The organism is Kitasatospora sp. NPDC092039, from assembly GCF_044756065.1.
In the GTDB taxonomy this organism is placed as follows: Bacteria; Actinomycetota; Actinomycetes; order Streptomycetales; family Streptomycetaceae; genus Kitasatospora.
In genome coordinates this window covers 45,147-61,842 of record NZ_JBIVSD010000031.1, presented here as the reverse complement: position 1 = coordinate 61,842, position 16,696 = coordinate 45,147, and the positions used below count along the sequence as shown (strand labels likewise).

The following is a 16,696-nucleotide window of genomic DNA, read 5'->3' as shown; positions in this document are numbered from 1 at the left end:
TCGACGCCGCGGGGTGGATGACACATGGGTGTGATCACGGTCAAGCGACCGGCCAGGGCGTACCCGCCCACCGTGCCGGACGAACCGGTGGAGCTGGTGAGCCCGCCCGAACTGCCCCGGCAGGGCGGCGAGGACTGGCTGATGAGCCTCCTGCCGATGATGGGCATGGGCGGCTCGGCGGTCTTCTTCTTCTCGCCGGGCGCCGCGGCGCCGATGAAGATCATGGGCGGTCTGATGATCGCCTCGACGCTCGGCATGGCGCTGGCGCAGATCGTCCGGGCCCGCAAGGGCGGTTCGACCGCGATGGCCGACGAGCGGCGCGACTACCTGAAGTACCTCCAGCAGACCCGCCGCCAGGTGCGCCGCACGGCGGAGCGCCAGCGCGGTGCGCTGCTGTTCCTGAACCCGGCGCCGGACCAGCTCTGGTCGATCGTCGAGGACGGCCGGCGACTGTGGGAACGGCGCACCGGGGACGGCGACTTCGCCCAGATCCGGGTGGGCCTCGGGCCGGTGCAGCTGTCCACGCCGCTGGTGGCGCCGCAGACCGCGCCGATGGACGAGCTGGAGCCGCTGTCGGCGGCCGCGATGCACTCCTTCCTGAAGGCGCACGGCACCCTCCAGGACCTGCCGCTGGCGGTCTCGCTGCGGGCCTTCTACCACATCACGGTGTGCGGGGACCCGGACTCGGTGTACGGGAACGTGCGCGCGATGATCGCCCAGCTGACCACCCTGCACTCGCCGGACGACCTGATGGTGGCGGTCGCGGCCGCGCCCGGTGCGGCCGAGGAGTGGGAGTGGACCAAGTGGCTCCCGCACAACCAGCACCGCAAGGAGGCCGACGGCGCGGGCTCGCGCCGGCTGTTCGCGAGCGACCTGGGCGACCTGGAGTACCTGCTCCAGGACGAACTGGCCGGCCGCCAGCGCTTCGTGCGGGAGGTGGCCCCGCCGGCCGACCAGCCGCACCTGGTGGTGGTCATGGACGGCGCCGGGGTGCCCCACGACTCGCTGCTGGCGAGCCCGGAGGGCGTGCAGGGCGTGACGGTCATCGAGGTGGTCCCGGGTGAGGTCGACGAGCCCAGCGGGCACCTGATGATCACGGTCGGCGCCGAGGAGCTGGTGCTGCGCTCGGCCTCCGGCGCGACGTACACCGGCAAGCCGGACCTGCTCTCGGTGTGGCAGTCCGAGGCGCTGGCGCGGCAGTTGGCGCCGTACCGGATCTCGGCCGGCGGCGACGACGAACCGCTGCTGTCCAACCTCGACTTCACCGACATGATGGGCTCGGGCGACCCGGGCTCCTTCGACGTGGCCCGCAGCTGGCGCCCGCGCGCCCAGCACGAGCGGATGCGGGTGCCGATCGGCGTCGGCGCCAACGGCGAGCACGTCTACCTGGACATCAAGGAGGCCGCGCTGGAGGGCATGGGCCCGCACGGCCTGTGCGTGGGCGCGACCGGTTCCGGCAAGTCGGAGCTGCTGCGCACGCTGGTGCTGGCGCTGGCGATGACCCACTCCTCGGAGATCCTGAACTTCGTCCTCGCCGACTTCAAGGGCGGCGCGACCTTCTCCGGCATGGCGGACATGCCGCACACCTCCGCGGTGATCACCAATCTGGAGGGCGAGCTCACCCTGGTCGACCGCATGCGCGACGCGATCGAGGGCGAGCTGCACCGCCGCCAGGAGCTGCTGCGCTCGGCGGGCAACTACGCCAACATCCACGAGTACGAGCGGGCCCGGGCGGCCGGCGCGGCGCTGGACCCGCTGCCGTCGCTGGTGCTGATCATCGACGAGTTCTCCGAGCTCCTCACCGCCAAGCCCGACTTCATCGAGATGTTCATCCAGATCGGCCGGATCGGCCGTTCGCTGGGCGTGCACCTGCTGCTGGCCTCGCAGCGCCTGGAGGAGGGCAAGCTGCGCGGCCTGGACACCTACCTGTCGTACCGGATCGGTCTGCGCACCTTCTCGGCTGCGGAGTCCCGGGCCGCGATCGGCGTGCCGGACGCCTACCACCTGCCGCCGGTGCCGGGTGTCGGCTACCTCAAGTTCGGCGAGGACGTGATGGACCGGTTCAAGGCCGCCTACGTCTCGGGGCCCTACCGGGCGCCGGGGCAGCAGCGGTCGACCGGCGGGCGGCGGGTCAACGCGCGCCCGGTGGAGTTCACCGCGGCCTTCGTGGACCTGCCGGACCCGGTGGAGGAGGAGGTCGCGCCGCAGGCCCCGGAGCAGGACGACGCGCTGGTGGACACCGTGCTGGACGTGTTCGTCCAGCGGATGTCCGGCCAGGGCCCGGCCGCGCACCAGGTGTGGCTGCCGCCGCTGGAGGAGGCGCCGACCATGGACCACCTGCTGCCGCCGCTGCAGGTCGTGCCGGAGCGCGGGCTGACCGCGCCCGGCTACCCGGCGGGCCGGCTGCGGGTGCCGATCGGCATCGTGGACAAGCCGCGCGAGCAGAAGACGGACATCCTGGAGGTCGACTACGCGGGGGCGGCCGGCCACGGCCTGATCGTGGGCGGCCCGCGCTCCGGCAAGTCGACCGTGGTGCGCACCACGGTGGCCTCGTTCGGCCTCACCCACACCCCGCTGGAGGTGCAGTTCTACCTGCTCGACTTCGGTGCGGGCAGCTTCCAGTCGCTGGCCGGGCTGCCGCACGTCGGCGGGGTGGCCGGGCGCCTGGACGTGGACAAGGTGCGCCGGATGGTCTCCGAGGTGCACGGCGTGCTCAACCGGCGCGAGGAGCTGTTCCGGGTCGCCGGGATCGACACCATCGCCACCTACCGGGCCCGCCGGGCGGCCGGCCAGCTGCCGGACGAGGCCTTCGGCGACGTCTTCCTGGTGATCGACGGCTGGAACACCTTCAAGCAGGAGTTCGAGGGCCTGGAGCCGGTCATCGGCGACATCGCCCAGCGCGGCCTCGGCTACGGCGTGCACCTGGTCATCACCGCGGCCCGGTACGCCGAGGTGCGCCCGGCGCTGAAGGACCTGCTGCAGAACCGGACCGAGCTGAAGCTCGGTGACGCGATGGAGTCCGAGGTCGACCGCCGGGTGGCGCAGAACGTCCCGCCGCTGGCCGGGCGCGGCATCACCCCGGAGCGGCTGCACTTCCTGTCCGGCCTGCCCCGGCTGGACGGCTCCTCCACGGTGGACGACCTGCAGAACGGCGTGGCCGGCCTGGTCAGCGCCATCGACGGGGCCTGGAGCGGCCCGCGCGCCCCGCAGGTCCGGATGCTGCCGGCCGTCCTGGACGGCCACTCGCTGCCGAAGGGCTTCGAGCACCCCGAGCGCGGCGTCGCCTTCGGCGTGGACGAGGCGGAGCTGGCACCGGTCTTCGTCAACTTCGAGACCGACCCGCTGTTCATCGTCTTCGGCGACACCGAGTCCGGGAAGTCCGCGGTGCTGCGGATGCTGATCAAGCAGATCACCGAGCGCTACACCCCGGACCAGGCGGGCATCGTGGTCGGCGACTACCGGCGCGCGCTGCTCGGCACCGTGCCGCCGGAGTACCTGGTGGAGTACGCGGCCGCGCAGCCGGCCATGGCGGCCATCGTCGACATGCTGCGCGGCGCCTGCTCGCGCCGTCTGCCGGGCCCGGACGTGACCGCCGAGCAGCTGCGCAACCGCAGCTGGTACAGCGGCAAGGACATGTTCGTGATCGTCGACGACTACGAGCTGGTTTCGACGAGCTCGGGCAACCCGCTGGCCCCGCTGGCCGAGTTCCTGCCGTTCGCCCGCGACATCGGCCTGCGGGTGATCGTGGCCCGCAGCGCGGGCGGCGCCGGCCGCTCGCTGTACGAGCCGGTGCTGCAGCGGATGCGCGAGCTCGGCGGCCAGGGCGTGATCCTCTCCGGCAACCGGGACGAGGGCGCGCTGCTGGGAGCGGTCAAGCCGCAGGCACTGCCGCCGGGCCGAGGGGTCTACGTGTCACGCCGCGTGACCAGCGGGCAGATGGTCCAGACGGGCTGGCTGCCGGTGGCGTGACCGCGCCGGTCGTCACGGACGGTGGTCGAAGGGGTCGGACTCACGGAGTCCGACCCCTTCGGCGTCCCAGGTTCCGAAACGTTACCTAGATCTTTCCGGACGGGGGCTGCGGTTCCCGTACCCGGCCGGGGAGTTCCCGGGCGTTTCGGGGGCACCTGGCGTGTCACCGTCCACCTGGAGCACCACCTTTGAATCCCTGACTCGTCCCGTTTGTTCACCTTCGATTCAATCGCCATGTGGCCCAGGTAACAAGTCGGACAAAGCTCGCAATGACCGAACGTGATCATCGGATCGCATGCTTATGCGGTTTTGCGCAACGGATTCCGAAGCACTTCCGGCGTTGACTCGATCAATACGCCCACGGTTCCATTGCGGCCCGGGAGCGACTGGAACCGGACACCGAGCAACCAGCCAGCGGAGGCGATACCGCTCCCACTCCAGCACCGCACAGAGCCGATCGGAAGCCACATGACCGACACGCTTCGTCCGCCACAGAACGTAGCCGCCCCGGCGGCCGAGGCGGCCGCGTCCCAACAGCTCAAGCGCTCGATCGGCGTGGTGGGCGGCACCCTGCTCACGCTGTCCTGCGTCACCCCCGCCTCGACGCTCTTCGTGATCGTGCCGGAGCTGTTCTCCAGCATCGGCAGCGCCACCGCCCTGGCCATCGCGATCGGCACCGTGCTCTGCGTCGCCGTCGCGTTCTGCTACTCCGAGCTCGGCACCCTGATCCCCAGCGCCGGCGGCGAGTACGCGATGGTCGGCACCCTCGCCGGACGGCTGATGGGCTGGCTCGTCTTCGTGCTCTCGCTGATCGTGGTGATGATCGTCCCCTCGGTCATCGCCCTCGGCACCGCCGACTACCTCGCCCCCGTCCTGCACCTGGACAAGGCCATGACCGGCGCCGCCGTGATGCTGGCCGCCACCCTGGCCGGCCTGCTCGACCTGCGCGCCAACGCCTGGATCACCGGCGTCTTCCTGGTCCTGGAGGTCGTCGCGGCCGGCGTGGTGTCGGTGCTCGGCTTCGCCCACACCAACAGCGACGCCCCCAGCCTGCTGCACGGCGTGGTCGCCGGGGACGGCGGCACCACCACCACGGTGAGCGTGGGCGCCATCGTCGGCGCGCTCGGCATCGCCCTGTTCATCACCCAGGGCTTCTCCACCGCCGTCTACCTCTCCGAGGAGCTGGAGAACCCCCGCCGCACCGTCTCGCGCACCGTGCTGTGGACGCTCGGCATCTCCTCCGCCGTCATCCTGGTCCCGGTCGTCGCCATCACGATGGGCGCCCCCGACCTCCAGACCCTGGCCTCCGGCGACATCTCCGGCATGGTCACCGCCTGGAGCAACTCCGCGGTCGGCACCTTCATCAGCCTCTGCGTCGCGCTGGCCATCATCAACGCCGGCATCGTCATGGTCATCCAGAACTCCCGGGTGCTGTTCGCCTCCGCCCGTGACAAGGCCTGGCCGGAGCCGGTCAACAAGGCCTTCGGTACCCTCGGCCGGTTCGGCTCGCCGTGGGTCGCCACCCTGGCGGTCGGCCTGCCCGGCGCCGCGCTCTGCTTCGTCAAGGGCGAGCTGCTGAGCAACATCACCGGCGTCGCCGTCACCGGGATGTACCTGCTGGTCGCGATCGCCGCGCTGCTCTCCCGCCGCGCCCACCACAAGCACGCCGCCGCCTGGCGGATGCCGCTGTGGCCGGCCGTCCCGGTCGTGCTGATCGCCGTCCTGGTCTACGTGATCACCCAGCTGGACGCCGAGCCCCTGCTGTGGACCGGCGGCATCACCGCCGCCGGCACCCTCTACTGGCTGTTCTACCTGCGCCCCCGGCAGGACACCCACTGGGTGATCAGCCTCCCCGAGGACCAGCAGGACTGACCCCCACCCTCCCCCACGCCTCCCCCACACAGCGGTGCCCCGGGCCTCCCCCAGCCCGGGGCACCGCTGTGTGCGCGTGCTACTTCGCCGTCTTCCAGACCGGGTCGGCGGCGATCGCCCTCAGCTGGTCCGGGGTGAGCAGCTGCTCCCCCGGGCCCTGGGAGACCATGACGGCCACGCCGTCGGGGCGCAGGACGTTCACCACCGGCGGCTTGCCCTTGACGTCCGGGGCACCGCCGGTGCCGCTGGTGAGCACCCGGCTCCCGTCCGGCAGGGTGACCGCGTCCTTGAACGCCCGCTCAGCCGGGTTGCCCCCGGACTTCGCCCAGTTCTCCACCCGCAGCACCACCGAGCCGGTGGTCCCGCCCCGGGCCAGCTGGAAGGTGGCCGCCAGCGGACCGCCGGTGCGGCCGGTCACGGTCACCCCCGGGGGCAGCAGCCGTGCCAGGGCGGCCTCCCGGTCCGCCAGGGACAGGCCGGGGTCGACCGCCTCGACGTCGACGCCGTCGAACCCGACCGCCGCGACGACCCGGTCCCAGGACCCGTCGGTGACGATCGCCCTCAGCTGGTCGAGGGTGAGCGGCGGGTTGGGGCGGCTGTCCGGCGCGCCCTTCTCCTGGGGCGCGTTCCACTCGCTCAGGGAGATGCTCCGGCCGTCCGGGCCGTTCAGCGTGGCGTGCCACTCCTTGGTGTCGGCCCGGCCGTCCGGGTACTCGTGGCCCTGCTGCAGCAGGAGCACGGAGCCGTCCGGCAGGGTGGTGACGGCACAGGAGTCGACCCGGGCGAGCTTGGGGTCCGGCGGGCAGCCGGGCACCTGCGCCTGCCGGGGCCGGTGCTTCTGGACACCGATCTGGATCAGCGACCTGCCCTGGCCGTCGTCGAAGACCAGGTCCGCCCCGGCGAAGGTGCCGTTCATCCGCTCGTCGTCGGTGCCGCGGCCCTTGGCCTCGGTGATCTCGCCCTTGGGCAGCAGGGCCCGGAAGGTCGCCAGGACCTCCTCGCCGGTGACCACGGCCGGGGTCGGGGCCGAGGACCGCGCCGCCGTCGGCGTGGCCGCGGGGCTGGCGCCACCGCCGGCCGCCGCCGGGGCGGAGGCCGCGCGCACCGTGCCCGGGTCCTTCGCCCCCGGCGCGCCCAGGTACACCGCTCCGGTGCCCACCAGGGCCAGCGCGGCCGCGCCGCCCACCACCGCGGCGGCCGAGCGGCGGCGCCAGCGGCTCCGGCCGCGCCGGTAGCCGCCCGCGACCAGGTCCGCCTGTGCGGCCTGCTCGGTGCGGAAGCCCTCGCCCGTACGGGTGAGGGCACAGAGAAGATCGTCCTCGAACTTGTCCGGTTCGGACATGGGTGTTCACCGTCTCCTTGCGTCGCGGATTGCGGGAAGTGCCGTACGGGCGGGGCGGCGCGCCGGCCTCAGCGGGCGGCGAGCTCGGTCAGCGAGTCGCCGAGCAGGGTGCGCAGCCGCGCCAGGGCCCGGGTGGTGCGGGTGCGGACGGCGCCGGAGGAGACCCGCATGGCCTCGGCGGTCTCCTCGACGCTGCGGTCCTCCCAGTAGCGCAGCACCAGGACCGCGCGGTCCTTGGGCGGCATCCGGCCGAGCGCGTCGAGGAGGGTCAGCCGCAGGGTGCTGTCGGAGTCCCGCCCCTCCGGCTCCGGCAGGGCGTCACTGGGGCGCTCGCCGCTGGAGCGGCGGCGCTGCTGGGCGAGGAAGGTGCGCACCATGACGGTGTGGGTGTAGGCCGCCGGGTTGTCGATCCGGCCGCGGCCCGTGAAGGCGCTGCGCCGCCACAGCACGTACATCCGGCTGAGGGCCTCCTGGACGAGGTCCTCGGCGTAGTGGGTGTCGCCGCTGGTGAGCAGGCAGGCCGACCGGTACAGGTGGCCGGTCCGGCCGGAGACGAGTTCCAGGAACTCCGCGTCCTTGGCCTCCCGGCCCGCCCCGTTCCACCTCATGCGCCCTGCTCCCCCGCGGTCCGCCCACCCTGACACTTCATCGATGCGGCGGGCGGGCGGCGGTGTTACAGGGTTCCAGCGGATCCCCGGGCGAGCCGGTCTCCGGCGGGCGGGCGACGGGCGGGCGGGCGACGGGCGGGCGACCGGCGCCGGGCCGTGGACCGGACGTCGGCCGGGCGTCGGGCCCGCGGGTCAGCCGGCGGACTTGCGCCGGTGGTCGCGCAGCACCACGCCGCCGCCGATCAGCAGGGCGACCAGCAGCGCGCCGACGCCGACCACGTACGTCGCGGTGCGGCCGTCGCGGTCGGCCTGGGTCTCGCCGAGGCCCACCGGGCGCGGCACGATCGGCGCGGCGGCGAGCTGCACCGGGGCGTCCGGGGTGGGCACGAGGGGCGCGTCGACGGGGGCCTTGGTGACGGCCTTGACCGGGTCCACCACGCCCCAGCCGATGAAGGTGTCCGGGTCCCGCTGGGTGCGCTGCGCGGTCTGCTCGATCCAGGCCCGCACCTGGGCCGCCTTCCAGTCCGGATGGGCGCCGACCAGCAGCGCGGCGAGCCCGGAGACGTACGGGGCGGCGAAGCTGGTGCCGTTGTCCACGCACTGGCCGCTCCCGGGCACGGTGGACAGCATGTCGACACCGGGCGCGGCGACCTTCACGAAGGCGCCGTACTGGGAGAACGGCGCGCGCTCGTTGTTACGGTCGGAGGCGCCGACGGCCAGCACGGTCGGGAAGGCGCCCGGATAGGTGTCGCCCTCCTTGCCGTCGTTCCCGGTGGAGGCCACGACGACGGCCTTGTTCTCCTCGGCGTACTCGACGGCGGCCTTCAGCTCCGCGTAGCCGCCGAAGCGGGCGTCGCCCGCGCCGCGCACGTCCTGGGAGATGTTGATGACCCGGGCGCCGGCCTTGACCGCCTCCCTGATCGCCACGGCGAGGGTGGAGACGTCGCCGTTGCCGTCGCTGTCGTTCTGCCGGATCGCCAGGATCCTGGCGTCGGGGGCCAGGCCGACGAAGCCGGTCTGCTTGCTGACGCGGGCCGCGATGATGCCGGCCACCTTGGTGCCGTGGCCGACCGGGTCCTCGACGGACCTGCCCTTGACCGGCTCCTTGGTCTCCCGGTTGACCAGCAGGTTGGGGCCCTCGATCACCTTGCCGTCGGCCAGCTGCGGGTTCCGGTCGTCCACCCCGGTGTCGATGACCGCGACCGTCACGCCCGCGCCGGTGGTCCTGCCGTCCTGCCACAGCTCGTTCAGCAGCAGGCGCTGCAGCGACCACGGCACGGTCTTCACGTCGGGCGCGTTCTTGGGGCAGTCGCCGGCCGCGGCCAGCCCGGTCCCGTCGCCGGCGTACGCCGGGGCGGCGAGCGGTCCGCCCAGCACCGCGAGCGCGGCCAGCGCCGCGGCCGCCTTCCGGTACCCGTGTCGGGACACCCTGCCACCCCTCATGTCGTCCACCCGTGCCGCGCGTCGGGGGCGGGTGCCCGGAATCCGGGTACCCGCCCCCTGCCGTTCCTCAAGGAACCCGAACGTCAGCCCCAGAGCTTGGCGTTGGCGTCCTCGGTCGTCTTGTAGCTCTGCGCGGCGTTGTCCAGCGAGGTCGCGATCTGCGAGCAGACCTGCTGGAGGTCGGCGGCGCGGGAGTCCCACTGGGCCTGGTGGGCCTGGTAGCCCTGCTGGGCGGCACCCTGCCAGCTGGCGGCGATGCGGGTGACCTGGGACTTGAGGTCGTTCAGCAGGTGGTCGATGCGGCCCGCCGAGGCGCGCACCTCCTCGGCCGCGTGGTGAACGGTCTGGAAATTGACGAGGATGTGGTCGGACACGTTGTCTCCCTAGGCGAGGGTGCGGAGCGCCGCGCGGTCAGCGGCGGGCGCCCCGCAGAGCGGTGGATCGGACAGAACGGCGGTCGGCGCGGGTGCGGCGATCAGCGCGGGTGCGGTGATCAGCCCTGGGCCGAGGAGAACATCGCCTTCTGCTCCTCTTCGGTGCTCGCGTAGTGCTTGGTGGTCAGCTCGATCGCGTGCTTGATCGCGGTCAGCGACTCCTTGAGCTTCGCGATGTCCTCGTTGACCTTGTTCTGCAGGTTCGTGTAGGCCGTCGCGGCCTGGCCCTGCCAGCCGCTGGTGATGCCGGAGACCGTGCTGATCAGCTTGGTCCGCTCGGCCTCGATCTTGCCGATGGCCTCTTCGATCTGCTTGGCGAAAGCCAGCATCTCCTGCGCGGTCATCGTGAACTGACCCTGAGCCATGCTCCACCGTCCCCCATGAGACAACATTTGCGTGCACGGACGGCCCTGCGGGCCGGCCGCCACATCACCGGTGTGATGTCCAGCAGCACTGTAGTCGGCACACGCAGCTCGCCCAACACCGATCACCGACTAGTTACCAGACCATGACACTGGTGCCAATTCGGTTACGGCGCTTGGCCCGTCAGGCGTTCTGCGGCTGGACGGCGCTCTTCGCCGTCAACGGCGGTCCGGCCGGAACCAGGTTCGACCACTCCTTAGGGACCGGCAGCGGCTGGACGCCCTGGTAACCCAACCGGGCCTGGTTGGCGCCGGGTTCCTCCTGCTGCTGGCCGGGCTCCTGGGACGCCCCGGGGGCCGGCGTCGCACCGGGCTGCGCGGCCGGCGGCTTCGGGGTGCCGCTCTGGCCGGGCTGCGGCGAGGCGGCGGGCCGCCGACCGCCGTCACCGTTGGACGGGACGGAGTAGCGCAACCCGGTCTCGGTGATCAGGAAGTCGGTTCCGGAGCCGGCGGCCGAGTTGTCCAACGAGCGGTAGAACAGCCCGTGACCGGGGGTCACGTACGCGGCCCCGGCGCCGTTGTTGTACGGCGCGGGGTACGAAGTCCCGGCCCAGACGCTGCGCTTGGCCGTGGCGCCGTCCTCGGCGACACCGTCGTAGGTGCTGCACACGACCATCCGGGCGTCCTGGCGGTCCTGCCAGTTGTTCACCGGCGCACCGGCCTTCAGCGGCCAGTCCGGCGCGGTGCCCTTCAACCGGACGTCGCCGCCCCACTGGGCGTTGTCGGCCGGGTTCATCTCGTCGCTGCGCGGCTTCTTGTCCTGGTCGTACTTGTAGAGCATCTGGTACGCCGGGTTCTGCCGGATCAGCTCCGCCTGGAACGGGGTGACCAGGAACAGCTGGTCCCTGCCGACCACGTAGTGGCGGTCCTGGTAGTGCACCAGGCGGCCGATCCGGCGGTCGGCCGGGTTGCTCAGCTCCACCTTGGAGTTGGCGCCCTGACTGTCGGCGACCCCCTCGACCTGCGGGAAGGTGATCGGGGTGGCGGTCACCAGGGTCTCCAGCCAGTCCCGCTTGACCCGCTGCGGCACCGCGTTGGGCCCGAACACCGCGGTGATCAGCGCCTTGCGCTCCTTGTCGTCCGACTGCGGGGTGCCGATCTGGTGCTTGCGGCCCTGCGCGTCGACCAGGTACACCGCCGCGCCCGCGACGGCCGGCTGGCCCGGCGCCGGAGCGGCCGAGACCTGCTGCTCGTCGGCCTGCTGCACCAGCATCAGCTGGTCCGGGCCGAGCATCCGGTCCTTCGCCGCCAGCGCCGCCGCGTCCGCGCCGGCCGCCACGAACACCGCCTGGTTGACGGTCTCCTGCTTGTCGTCCGAGCCCGGGCGGTCGCACACCGCCCACTTCATCGGCTTGCTCGCGTTGTCCGTGGTCGGCAGCTTGTCCGGCGCGTACGGGATGCCGATCGTCGGCCCGTGGTTGGGGTACCGGTCGAGCACCCCGTCGTCCACCACCACGACCTTGGCGCCCGCGGGCAGCACCAGCCGCGCCGAGGACATGTTGAGCACCTGGTGCAGCCGCTTGGTCTTGTTGTCCTGGTCGAGGAGCACCACGTAACGGGTGGTCGACTGCTTGCCCTGGATGATGTTCTTGCCGTCGTCCCACTTCACCGGCGCGCTCGGCTTGAAGACCCCCCAGAGCCCGAACCCGGCCACGACCACCGCCCCGGCCAGCACACTCGGCAGCACCGCCTTCACCGGACGCGGCGCGTCCTCGTCGCTGCCGCCACCGGCGGGCAGCAGGAAGGCTCCCACCGTGCGCTTGCGGGCGAAGGTGTACGCGTTCAGCTCGTCCCGGCGCGATGCCATACCTCGTCGTCCCCCTTGTCAGACGTCGTCGGGCGTTGTCAGACCGACCGTCCCCGTGGTCACCCGCCGGGCACGAACCGGCGCGAACCCTCTACGATGCGGCAGCAGACGGTGAGTACGGTACGGGTACGGTCCGCGACACAGCCAGCCGGGCCGCGACAACGGATCAGAGAGGGCCACCGGGGGATGCCAAGCCAGACCGCTCCAGGACGCCGCCACAGCGCGGGCGGCGGGAGGTCGCGACGGGCCGGCCGGGCTCAGCGCGGCGCGCCGACGACTGAGACCGGCACCGGGACCGCCCGGCCGGAGCCCACCGGCGGCGGGGGCGGCGGAGCCGTCCAGGTACGGGTCAACCCCCGACCGGGGCTGCTCGGCGGGCGGCTGAAGCTCCAGCAGCTCGTCCTGGTCGAGGTCGCGGCGGCCCTGGTCGCCGTCGGCTGGACGATCAGCCGCCCGGTCGCGGCCGGCTTCGGCGCGGTCGCGCTGGTGCTGCTCGTGCTCGCGCTCGTCCCGGTGCGCGGCCGCACCGTCCCGGAGCTGCTGCGGGTCCGCGCCGCCCTCAAGTCCCGCCGCAAGCAGGCCAGGAGACTGCTGCCGCCGGCCGGCACCGACCCGGCGCTGGCGCCGGCGCTGGAGCTCGAACCGGGGCTGCGCACCTGCACCCACGCCACCGAGGCCGAGTTCGGCGGCCGGCCGGTCCGCCGGGAGACCGGCATGGTCGGCGACGGCACCTTCCTCAGCTCGGTGCTGCTCGTCCAGGCCAAGGACCAGCCGCTGCGCCCGGTGCGCACCGCCCTGCCGCTGCCGCTGGACGTGATCTGCTCGGCGCTCACGGTGGACGACATCACCCTGGAGTCGGTGCAGCTGGTCCAGCACACCCAGCCCGCCCCGGCCCCGCACCTGCCCGAGCAGTCGCTGGCCGCCCGCGCCTACCGCGAGCTGCCGGACGGCACCTCCACCCCCGGGCTGCGGCTGACCTGGATCGCGCTCAAGCTCGACCCGGAGCGCGCGGCGACCGCCGTCCGGGCCCGCGGCGGCGGCGAGGAGGGCGCCCGCAAGGCGCTGCAGCGGGTCACCGACCAGCTGGCCGGCCGGCTCAACAGCGCCGGCTTCAACGCCACCGTGCTGGACGAGCGCGAGCTGATCGCCGCGCTGGCCATCTCCACCTGCGCCAACCCGATCGCGGTGGCCGGCCGGCAGGGCACCGGCAGCGGCGGCGGCACCACCCGCCGCACCCAGGAGGGCAACCGGTTCTGGCGGATCGACGACCGCTGGCACACCACGTACGGGATCTCCCGCTGGCCGCAGCTGAGCCGCCCCGGCGGCGCCCCCGGCCGGGTCGCCGCGCCGGACCTGGTCAACCTGATCACCGGCTCCCCGGCCCTCGCCAGCACCTTCAGCCTGACCGCCGGGCACGGCACCGGCGGCTCGGTGACGGTCAGCGGGCACCTGCGGGTGACCGGCCGCAGCGAGAGCGAGGTCGGCCAGGTCGGCCGCCAGGTGGAGACCCGGGCCCAGAGCACCGGGCTCGGCCTCGTCCGGCTCGACCTGGAGCAGGCCCCCGGCATGCTCGCCACCCTGCCGCTTGGAGGGGCTTCCTGATGGCGTACCAGACCTACCCCACCGTCGGCCCGCAGCCCGGCGCCGAGCAGCGCCGGGCCCGGCCGCGGATCCTGCCCGGCTTCGGCCTGCGCGGCCCGCGCCGGGAGAAGCACGTGCTGGAGCCGGCCGACCTCGCCGCCCTGGCCTTCCCGGTCGGCGACGACGGCGTGGTGATCGGCGTCGACCCGCAGGGGCTGCCCGCGGTGCTCGGCCTGTTCCGCCCGACCTCGTACGACCTGGTGCTCGTCGGCGGCATGTGGACGGCGCAGGTCATCGCGCTGCGGGCGGCCGCGATCGGCGCCCGGGTCGCGGTGGAGACCGCCCGCGGACAGCTGTGGGGCCCGATGGCCCAGGCGGCCGGCGGCGGACAACCCTGCGTGACGATCCACCAGGTCGGCCGGCTCGGCCCGCAGGGCGCCTCGGTGGCCTCGCCGGTGCTGGTGGTGCGCGACCTCGGCGCCCGCCCGCCGCGCAGCCGGCTCTCCGCCGCGCCCTGGCAGACCACCCTGACGCTGCTGCCGTACCTGGGCCCGAACGCCTCCCGGGTGCTGAACGCCGCCGACCTGGTCGGCGTGCAGCGGATCTCGCCGCAGGAGGCCGAGCTGACCGGCCGGGTGCTGTCGCTGCCGCCGGAGGACGTGGCCGCGCTGCCCACCCTCGGCGACGACCTCACCCTGTGGGCGACCCGGATGCGGCGCCAGTACGTACGGGCCGTGGCGGGGCAGGCCGAACAGCAGGTGCTCGGCGGGCCGCGCCGGATGGACTGAGCGTCGGCTCGCCGCACCGGGCGGGCCGACGGGGATCCGTAGCCGCCTTCAACGGGGGTTGCCGTAGCGCCTAGTCTTTGATGCGGCAACGGCACCGCTGAACAAGCGGCGGCGAACACGAGGGAGCCAGAGTGAGCAGCGATCGGGACGGCGTCTACGTCGGCGACAACGCGGCGGAGGACGACGACGACTGGTCGGACGCGCCTGACTACACTCCCCCGTCCTGGTACGTGCAGACCGAGCCGGCGGCTCCGGGCGCGGCCGGTGCGGTCGGTGCGGCTCCGGGCGCGGCCGCCGCCCAGGTACCGGCCGCCGCTCCGGCGCAGGCCCAGCAGGCTCCGGCCCAGCAGCCCGCCCCCGGGGCCGCACCGGCGCAGCAGGGCCAGGCTCCGGCCCAGACCCCGGCCCAGGCTCCGGTGCCCGGCCAGGGCGCGGCGCCAGCGGCCGAGGCCGTGCCGGGCGCCGCCCCTGCTACGACGCCCGCACCCGCGCCCTCACCCGCCGCCCCCGCCCCGCCGGTACAGGCCGAGGCGCAGCACGTCCCGTTCCCGGCGGCCTCCCCGACCCCGCCGGCCGCCGAGCAGCCGCAGGCCGGTGCCCCGGCCGGTGCCCCGGCCTGGGCGGCGCCGGAGGCCGCGGCGCAGCAGCAACCCGGACAGCCCCAGGCCGTCCAGCCGCAGCCGTACCCGGTGCCGGCGCCCGCCCCGACCGCCGCGGCCGCGCAGCCTGCCCCGGCTGCCCAGGCGGTCCAGCCGGGGCAGCCGGGGCAGCCGGGGCAGCCGGGGCAGCCGCAGAACTTCGCGCAGCCGCCGGTGCAGCAGGCCCCGCCGCAGCACCCCCAGGACCCGCAGGGCCCGTCGGCGGCCTGGGACCCGCAGGCCGCGTGGGCGGCCCAACAAGCCCAGCAAGCCCAGGCCCAGCAGGCCCAGCAGGCCGCCGCCCCGCAGCAGGCCGGCCCGGTGCCGCAGCCCGGCCCGGTGGACCCGCGCCAGGGCGGCTGGCCGCAGCCCGCCGCGTACCAGCAGCCGCCCCAGCCGCAGGCCCAGCCGGCGCAGCCCCAGCCCGCTCAGCCGCAGCCGGGGCCCGGACAGCCGTGGCAGCAGCCGCAGGCCCCGCAGCCCAGCGCGTTCCAGCAGGCCGCCGCCCCGCAGCAGACCGCGCACGGCGCGCCGCTCGGCTACACCGCCGCCGTCGAGCTGTCCTCGGACCGGCTGCTGCGCAGCCAGCCCAAGCAGCAGCGCCAGCAGCCGCGCTTCCAGTTCGGCGGCAAGGCCGCGGCGGCCGAGAAGGCCCGCAAGCTGGAGATCATCCGCACCCCGGTGCTGAGCTGCTACCGGATCGCGGTGATCAGCCTCAAGGGCGGCGTCGGCAAGACCACGACCACCACCGCGCTCGGCGCGACCCTGGCCAGCGAGCGCCAGGACAAGGTGATCGCGATCGACGCCAACCCGGACGCCGGCACCCTGGGCCGCCGGGTCAAGCGCCAGACCGGCGCGACCATCCGCGACCTGGTGACGGCCATCCCGCACCTGCGCAGCTACATGGACATCCGTCAGTTCACCTCGCAGGACCTGAACTCGGGCCTGGAGATCCTGGCGAACGACGTCGACCCGGCGGTCTCGACCACCTTCAACGACTCGGACTACCGCCAGGTGATCGACGTGCTGGGCCGCCAGTACCCGATCATCCTGACCGACTCCGGCACCGGCCTGCTGTACAGCGCGATGCGCGGGGTGCTGGACCTGGCCGACCAGCTGATCATCGTCTCCACCCCCAGCGTGGACGGCGCCTCCAGCGCCTCGACCACCCTGGACTGGCTCTCCGCGCACGGTTACGCGGACCTGGTGCAGCGCAGCATCACGGTGGTCTCCGGGGTCCGCGAGACCAGCAAGATGATCAAGATCGAGGACATCGTCGCGCACTTCCAGACCCGCTGCCGCGGCGTGATCGTGGTGCCGTTCGACGAGAGCCTGGCGGCCGGCGCCGAGGTCAACCTCGACATGATGCGGCCCAAGGTCCGGGAGGCCTACTTCGAGCTGGCCACCCTGGTCGGGGAGGACATCGTCCGGGCCCAGCAGGCCGCCGCCCAGCAGGCCGGCTGGCAGCAGCAGGCCCAGGCGCAACCGGGCTATCCCGGCGGTCAGCCGCAGCCGTACGCCGACCCGCAGCAGCAGCCCTACCCGCAGCAGGCCGGCCACCCCGCCCCCGGGGCACCGTGGGCCCCGCAACCCGGCCAGGCCCCGCCGCCCCCGCCCGGCTACGGCTACCCCCAGCAGCCCGCTCCCGGGGCGCCCTGGCCGCAGCAGCCGGGGCCGGGCTACGGCTACCCGCCGCAGGCCCCCCAGCAGTGAGACGACGGAAGGGGCCCACCGCCCCCCCGGCGGTGGGCCCCATCCGGCGGCCCGGCGGCCGGAACCCGCGGCCGGACGC

The 16,696-nt window shown here is 73.7% G+C and carries 11 protein-coding genes; 5 read left to right on the top strand and 6 right to left on the bottom strand.

All coding sequences use genetic code 11. The features are described 5' to 3' along the window. The first annotated feature begins 24 nt into the window (after positions 1-24). Both eccCa and ACIQI7_RS36755 read left to right on the top strand, forming a co-directional pair. Positions 25-3,969: a type VII secretion protein EccCa gene (gene eccCa, locus ACIQI7_RS36760; protein WP_401118622.1), complete on the top strand. Its 3,945-nt coding sequence runs from the start codon at positions 25-27 to the stop codon at positions 3,967-3,969. Positions 3,970-4,437: 468 nt separating this feature from the next. Then, positions 4,438-5,841, top strand: coding sequence for an APC family permease (locus ACIQI7_RS36755; RefSeq protein ID WP_401118620.1), 1,404 nt, complete (start codon positions 4,438-4,440; stop codon positions 5,839-5,841). Positions 5,842-5,920: 79 nt separating this feature from the next. Here ACIQI7_RS36755 and ACIQI7_RS36750 read toward each other — a convergent pair whose 3' ends face one another. The 6 genes from ACIQI7_RS36750 to ACIQI7_RS36725 form a co-directional block, all read right to left on the bottom strand. Next, a complete protein-coding gene (locus tag ACIQI7_RS36750) occupies positions 5,921-7,183 on the bottom strand; it encodes a hypothetical protein (protein WP_401118617.1) in 1,263 nt (420 codons plus the stop codon). A 68-nt stretch (positions 7,184-7,251) separates the two neighbouring features. Further along, a complete protein-coding gene (locus tag ACIQI7_RS36745; RefSeq protein WP_387760290.1) occupies positions 7,252-7,791 on the bottom strand; it encodes a SigE family RNA polymerase sigma factor in 540 nt (179 codons plus the stop codon). A gap of 192 nt (positions 7,792-7,983) precedes the next feature. Next, on the bottom strand, positions 7,984-9,219 hold the full coding sequence (gene mycP / locus ACIQI7_RS36740; RefSeq protein WP_401118615.1) for a type VII secretion-associated serine protease mycosin: 1,236 nt from the start codon (positions 9,217-9,219) through the stop codon (positions 7,984-7,986). Positions 9,220-9,317: 98 nt separating this feature from the next. Continuing rightward, positions 9,318-9,608 (bottom strand): WXG100 family type VII secretion target, encoded by a 291-nt coding sequence (locus ACIQI7_RS36735; RefSeq protein ID WP_401118613.1) that lies wholly within the window; start codon positions 9,606-9,608, stop codon positions 9,318-9,320. Between the two features lie 119 nt (positions 9,609-9,727). Further along, positions 9,728-10,033, bottom strand: a complete 306-nt coding sequence (locus ACIQI7_RS36730) for a WXG100 family type VII secretion target (RefSeq protein WP_387760285.1) — start codon at positions 10,031-10,033, stop codon at positions 9,728-9,730. Positions 10,034-10,214: 181 nt separating this feature from the next. Next, positions 10,215-11,897 (bottom strand): type VII secretion protein EccB, encoded by a 1,683-nt coding sequence (locus ACIQI7_RS36725; RefSeq protein ID WP_401118610.1) that lies wholly within the window; start codon positions 11,895-11,897, stop codon positions 10,215-10,217. A gap of 186 nt (positions 11,898-12,083) precedes the next feature. Here ACIQI7_RS36725 and eccE point away from each other — a divergent pair, with 186 nt between their 5' ends. From eccE to ACIQI7_RS36710, 3 genes are all read left to right on the top strand, one after another. Then, on the top strand, positions 12,084-13,499 hold the full coding sequence (gene eccE, locus ACIQI7_RS36720; RefSeq protein ID WP_401118608.1) for a type VII secretion protein EccE: 1,416 nt from the start codon (positions 12,084-12,086) through the stop codon (positions 13,497-13,499). Continuing rightward, positions 13,499-14,266 (top strand): hypothetical protein, encoded by a 768-nt coding sequence (locus tag ACIQI7_RS36715; protein ID WP_401118605.1) that lies wholly within the window; start codon positions 13,499-13,501, stop codon positions 14,264-14,266. The genes eccE and ACIQI7_RS36715 overlap by 1 nt, the downstream gene beginning before the upstream one ends. Positions 14,267-14,397: 131 nt before the next feature. Next, positions 14,398-16,617, top strand: coding sequence for a MinD/ParA family protein (locus ACIQI7_RS36710; RefSeq protein WP_401118602.1), 2,220 nt, complete (start codon positions 14,398-14,400; stop codon positions 16,615-16,617). Positions 16,618-16,696: the final 79 nt, after the last annotated feature.

Coding starts and splice junctions, on each gene's coding strand:
- ACIQI7_RS36750 (WP_401118617.1), bottom strand. CDS start 7,183: ATGTCCGAACCGGACAAGTTCGAGGACGATCTTCTCTGTGCCCTCACC.
- ACIQI7_RS36745 (WP_387760290.1), bottom strand. CDS start 7,791: ATGAGGTGGAACGGGGCGGGCCGGGAGGCCAAGGACGCGGAGTTCCTG.
- eccE (WP_401118608.1), top strand. CDS start 12,084: ATGCCAAGCCAGACCGCTCCAGGACGCCGCCACAGCGCGGGCGGCGGG.
- ACIQI7_RS36725 (WP_401118610.1), bottom strand. CDS start 11,897: ATGGCATCGCGCCGGGACGAGCTGAACGCGTACACCTTCGCCCGCAAG.
- eccCa (WP_401118622.1), top strand. CDS start 25: ATGGGTGTGATCACGGTCAAGCGACCGGCCAGGGCGTACCCGCCCACC.
- ACIQI7_RS36730 (WP_387760285.1), bottom strand. CDS start 10,033: ATGGCTCAGGGTCAGTTCACGATGACCGCGCAGGAGATGCTGGCTTTC.
- ACIQI7_RS36755 (WP_401118620.1), top strand. CDS start 4,438: ATGACCGACACGCTTCGTCCGCCACAGAACGTAGCCGCCCCGGCGGCC.
- ACIQI7_RS36715 (WP_401118605.1), top strand. CDS start 13,499: ATGGCGTACCAGACCTACCCCACCGTCGGCCCGCAGCCCGGCGCCGAG.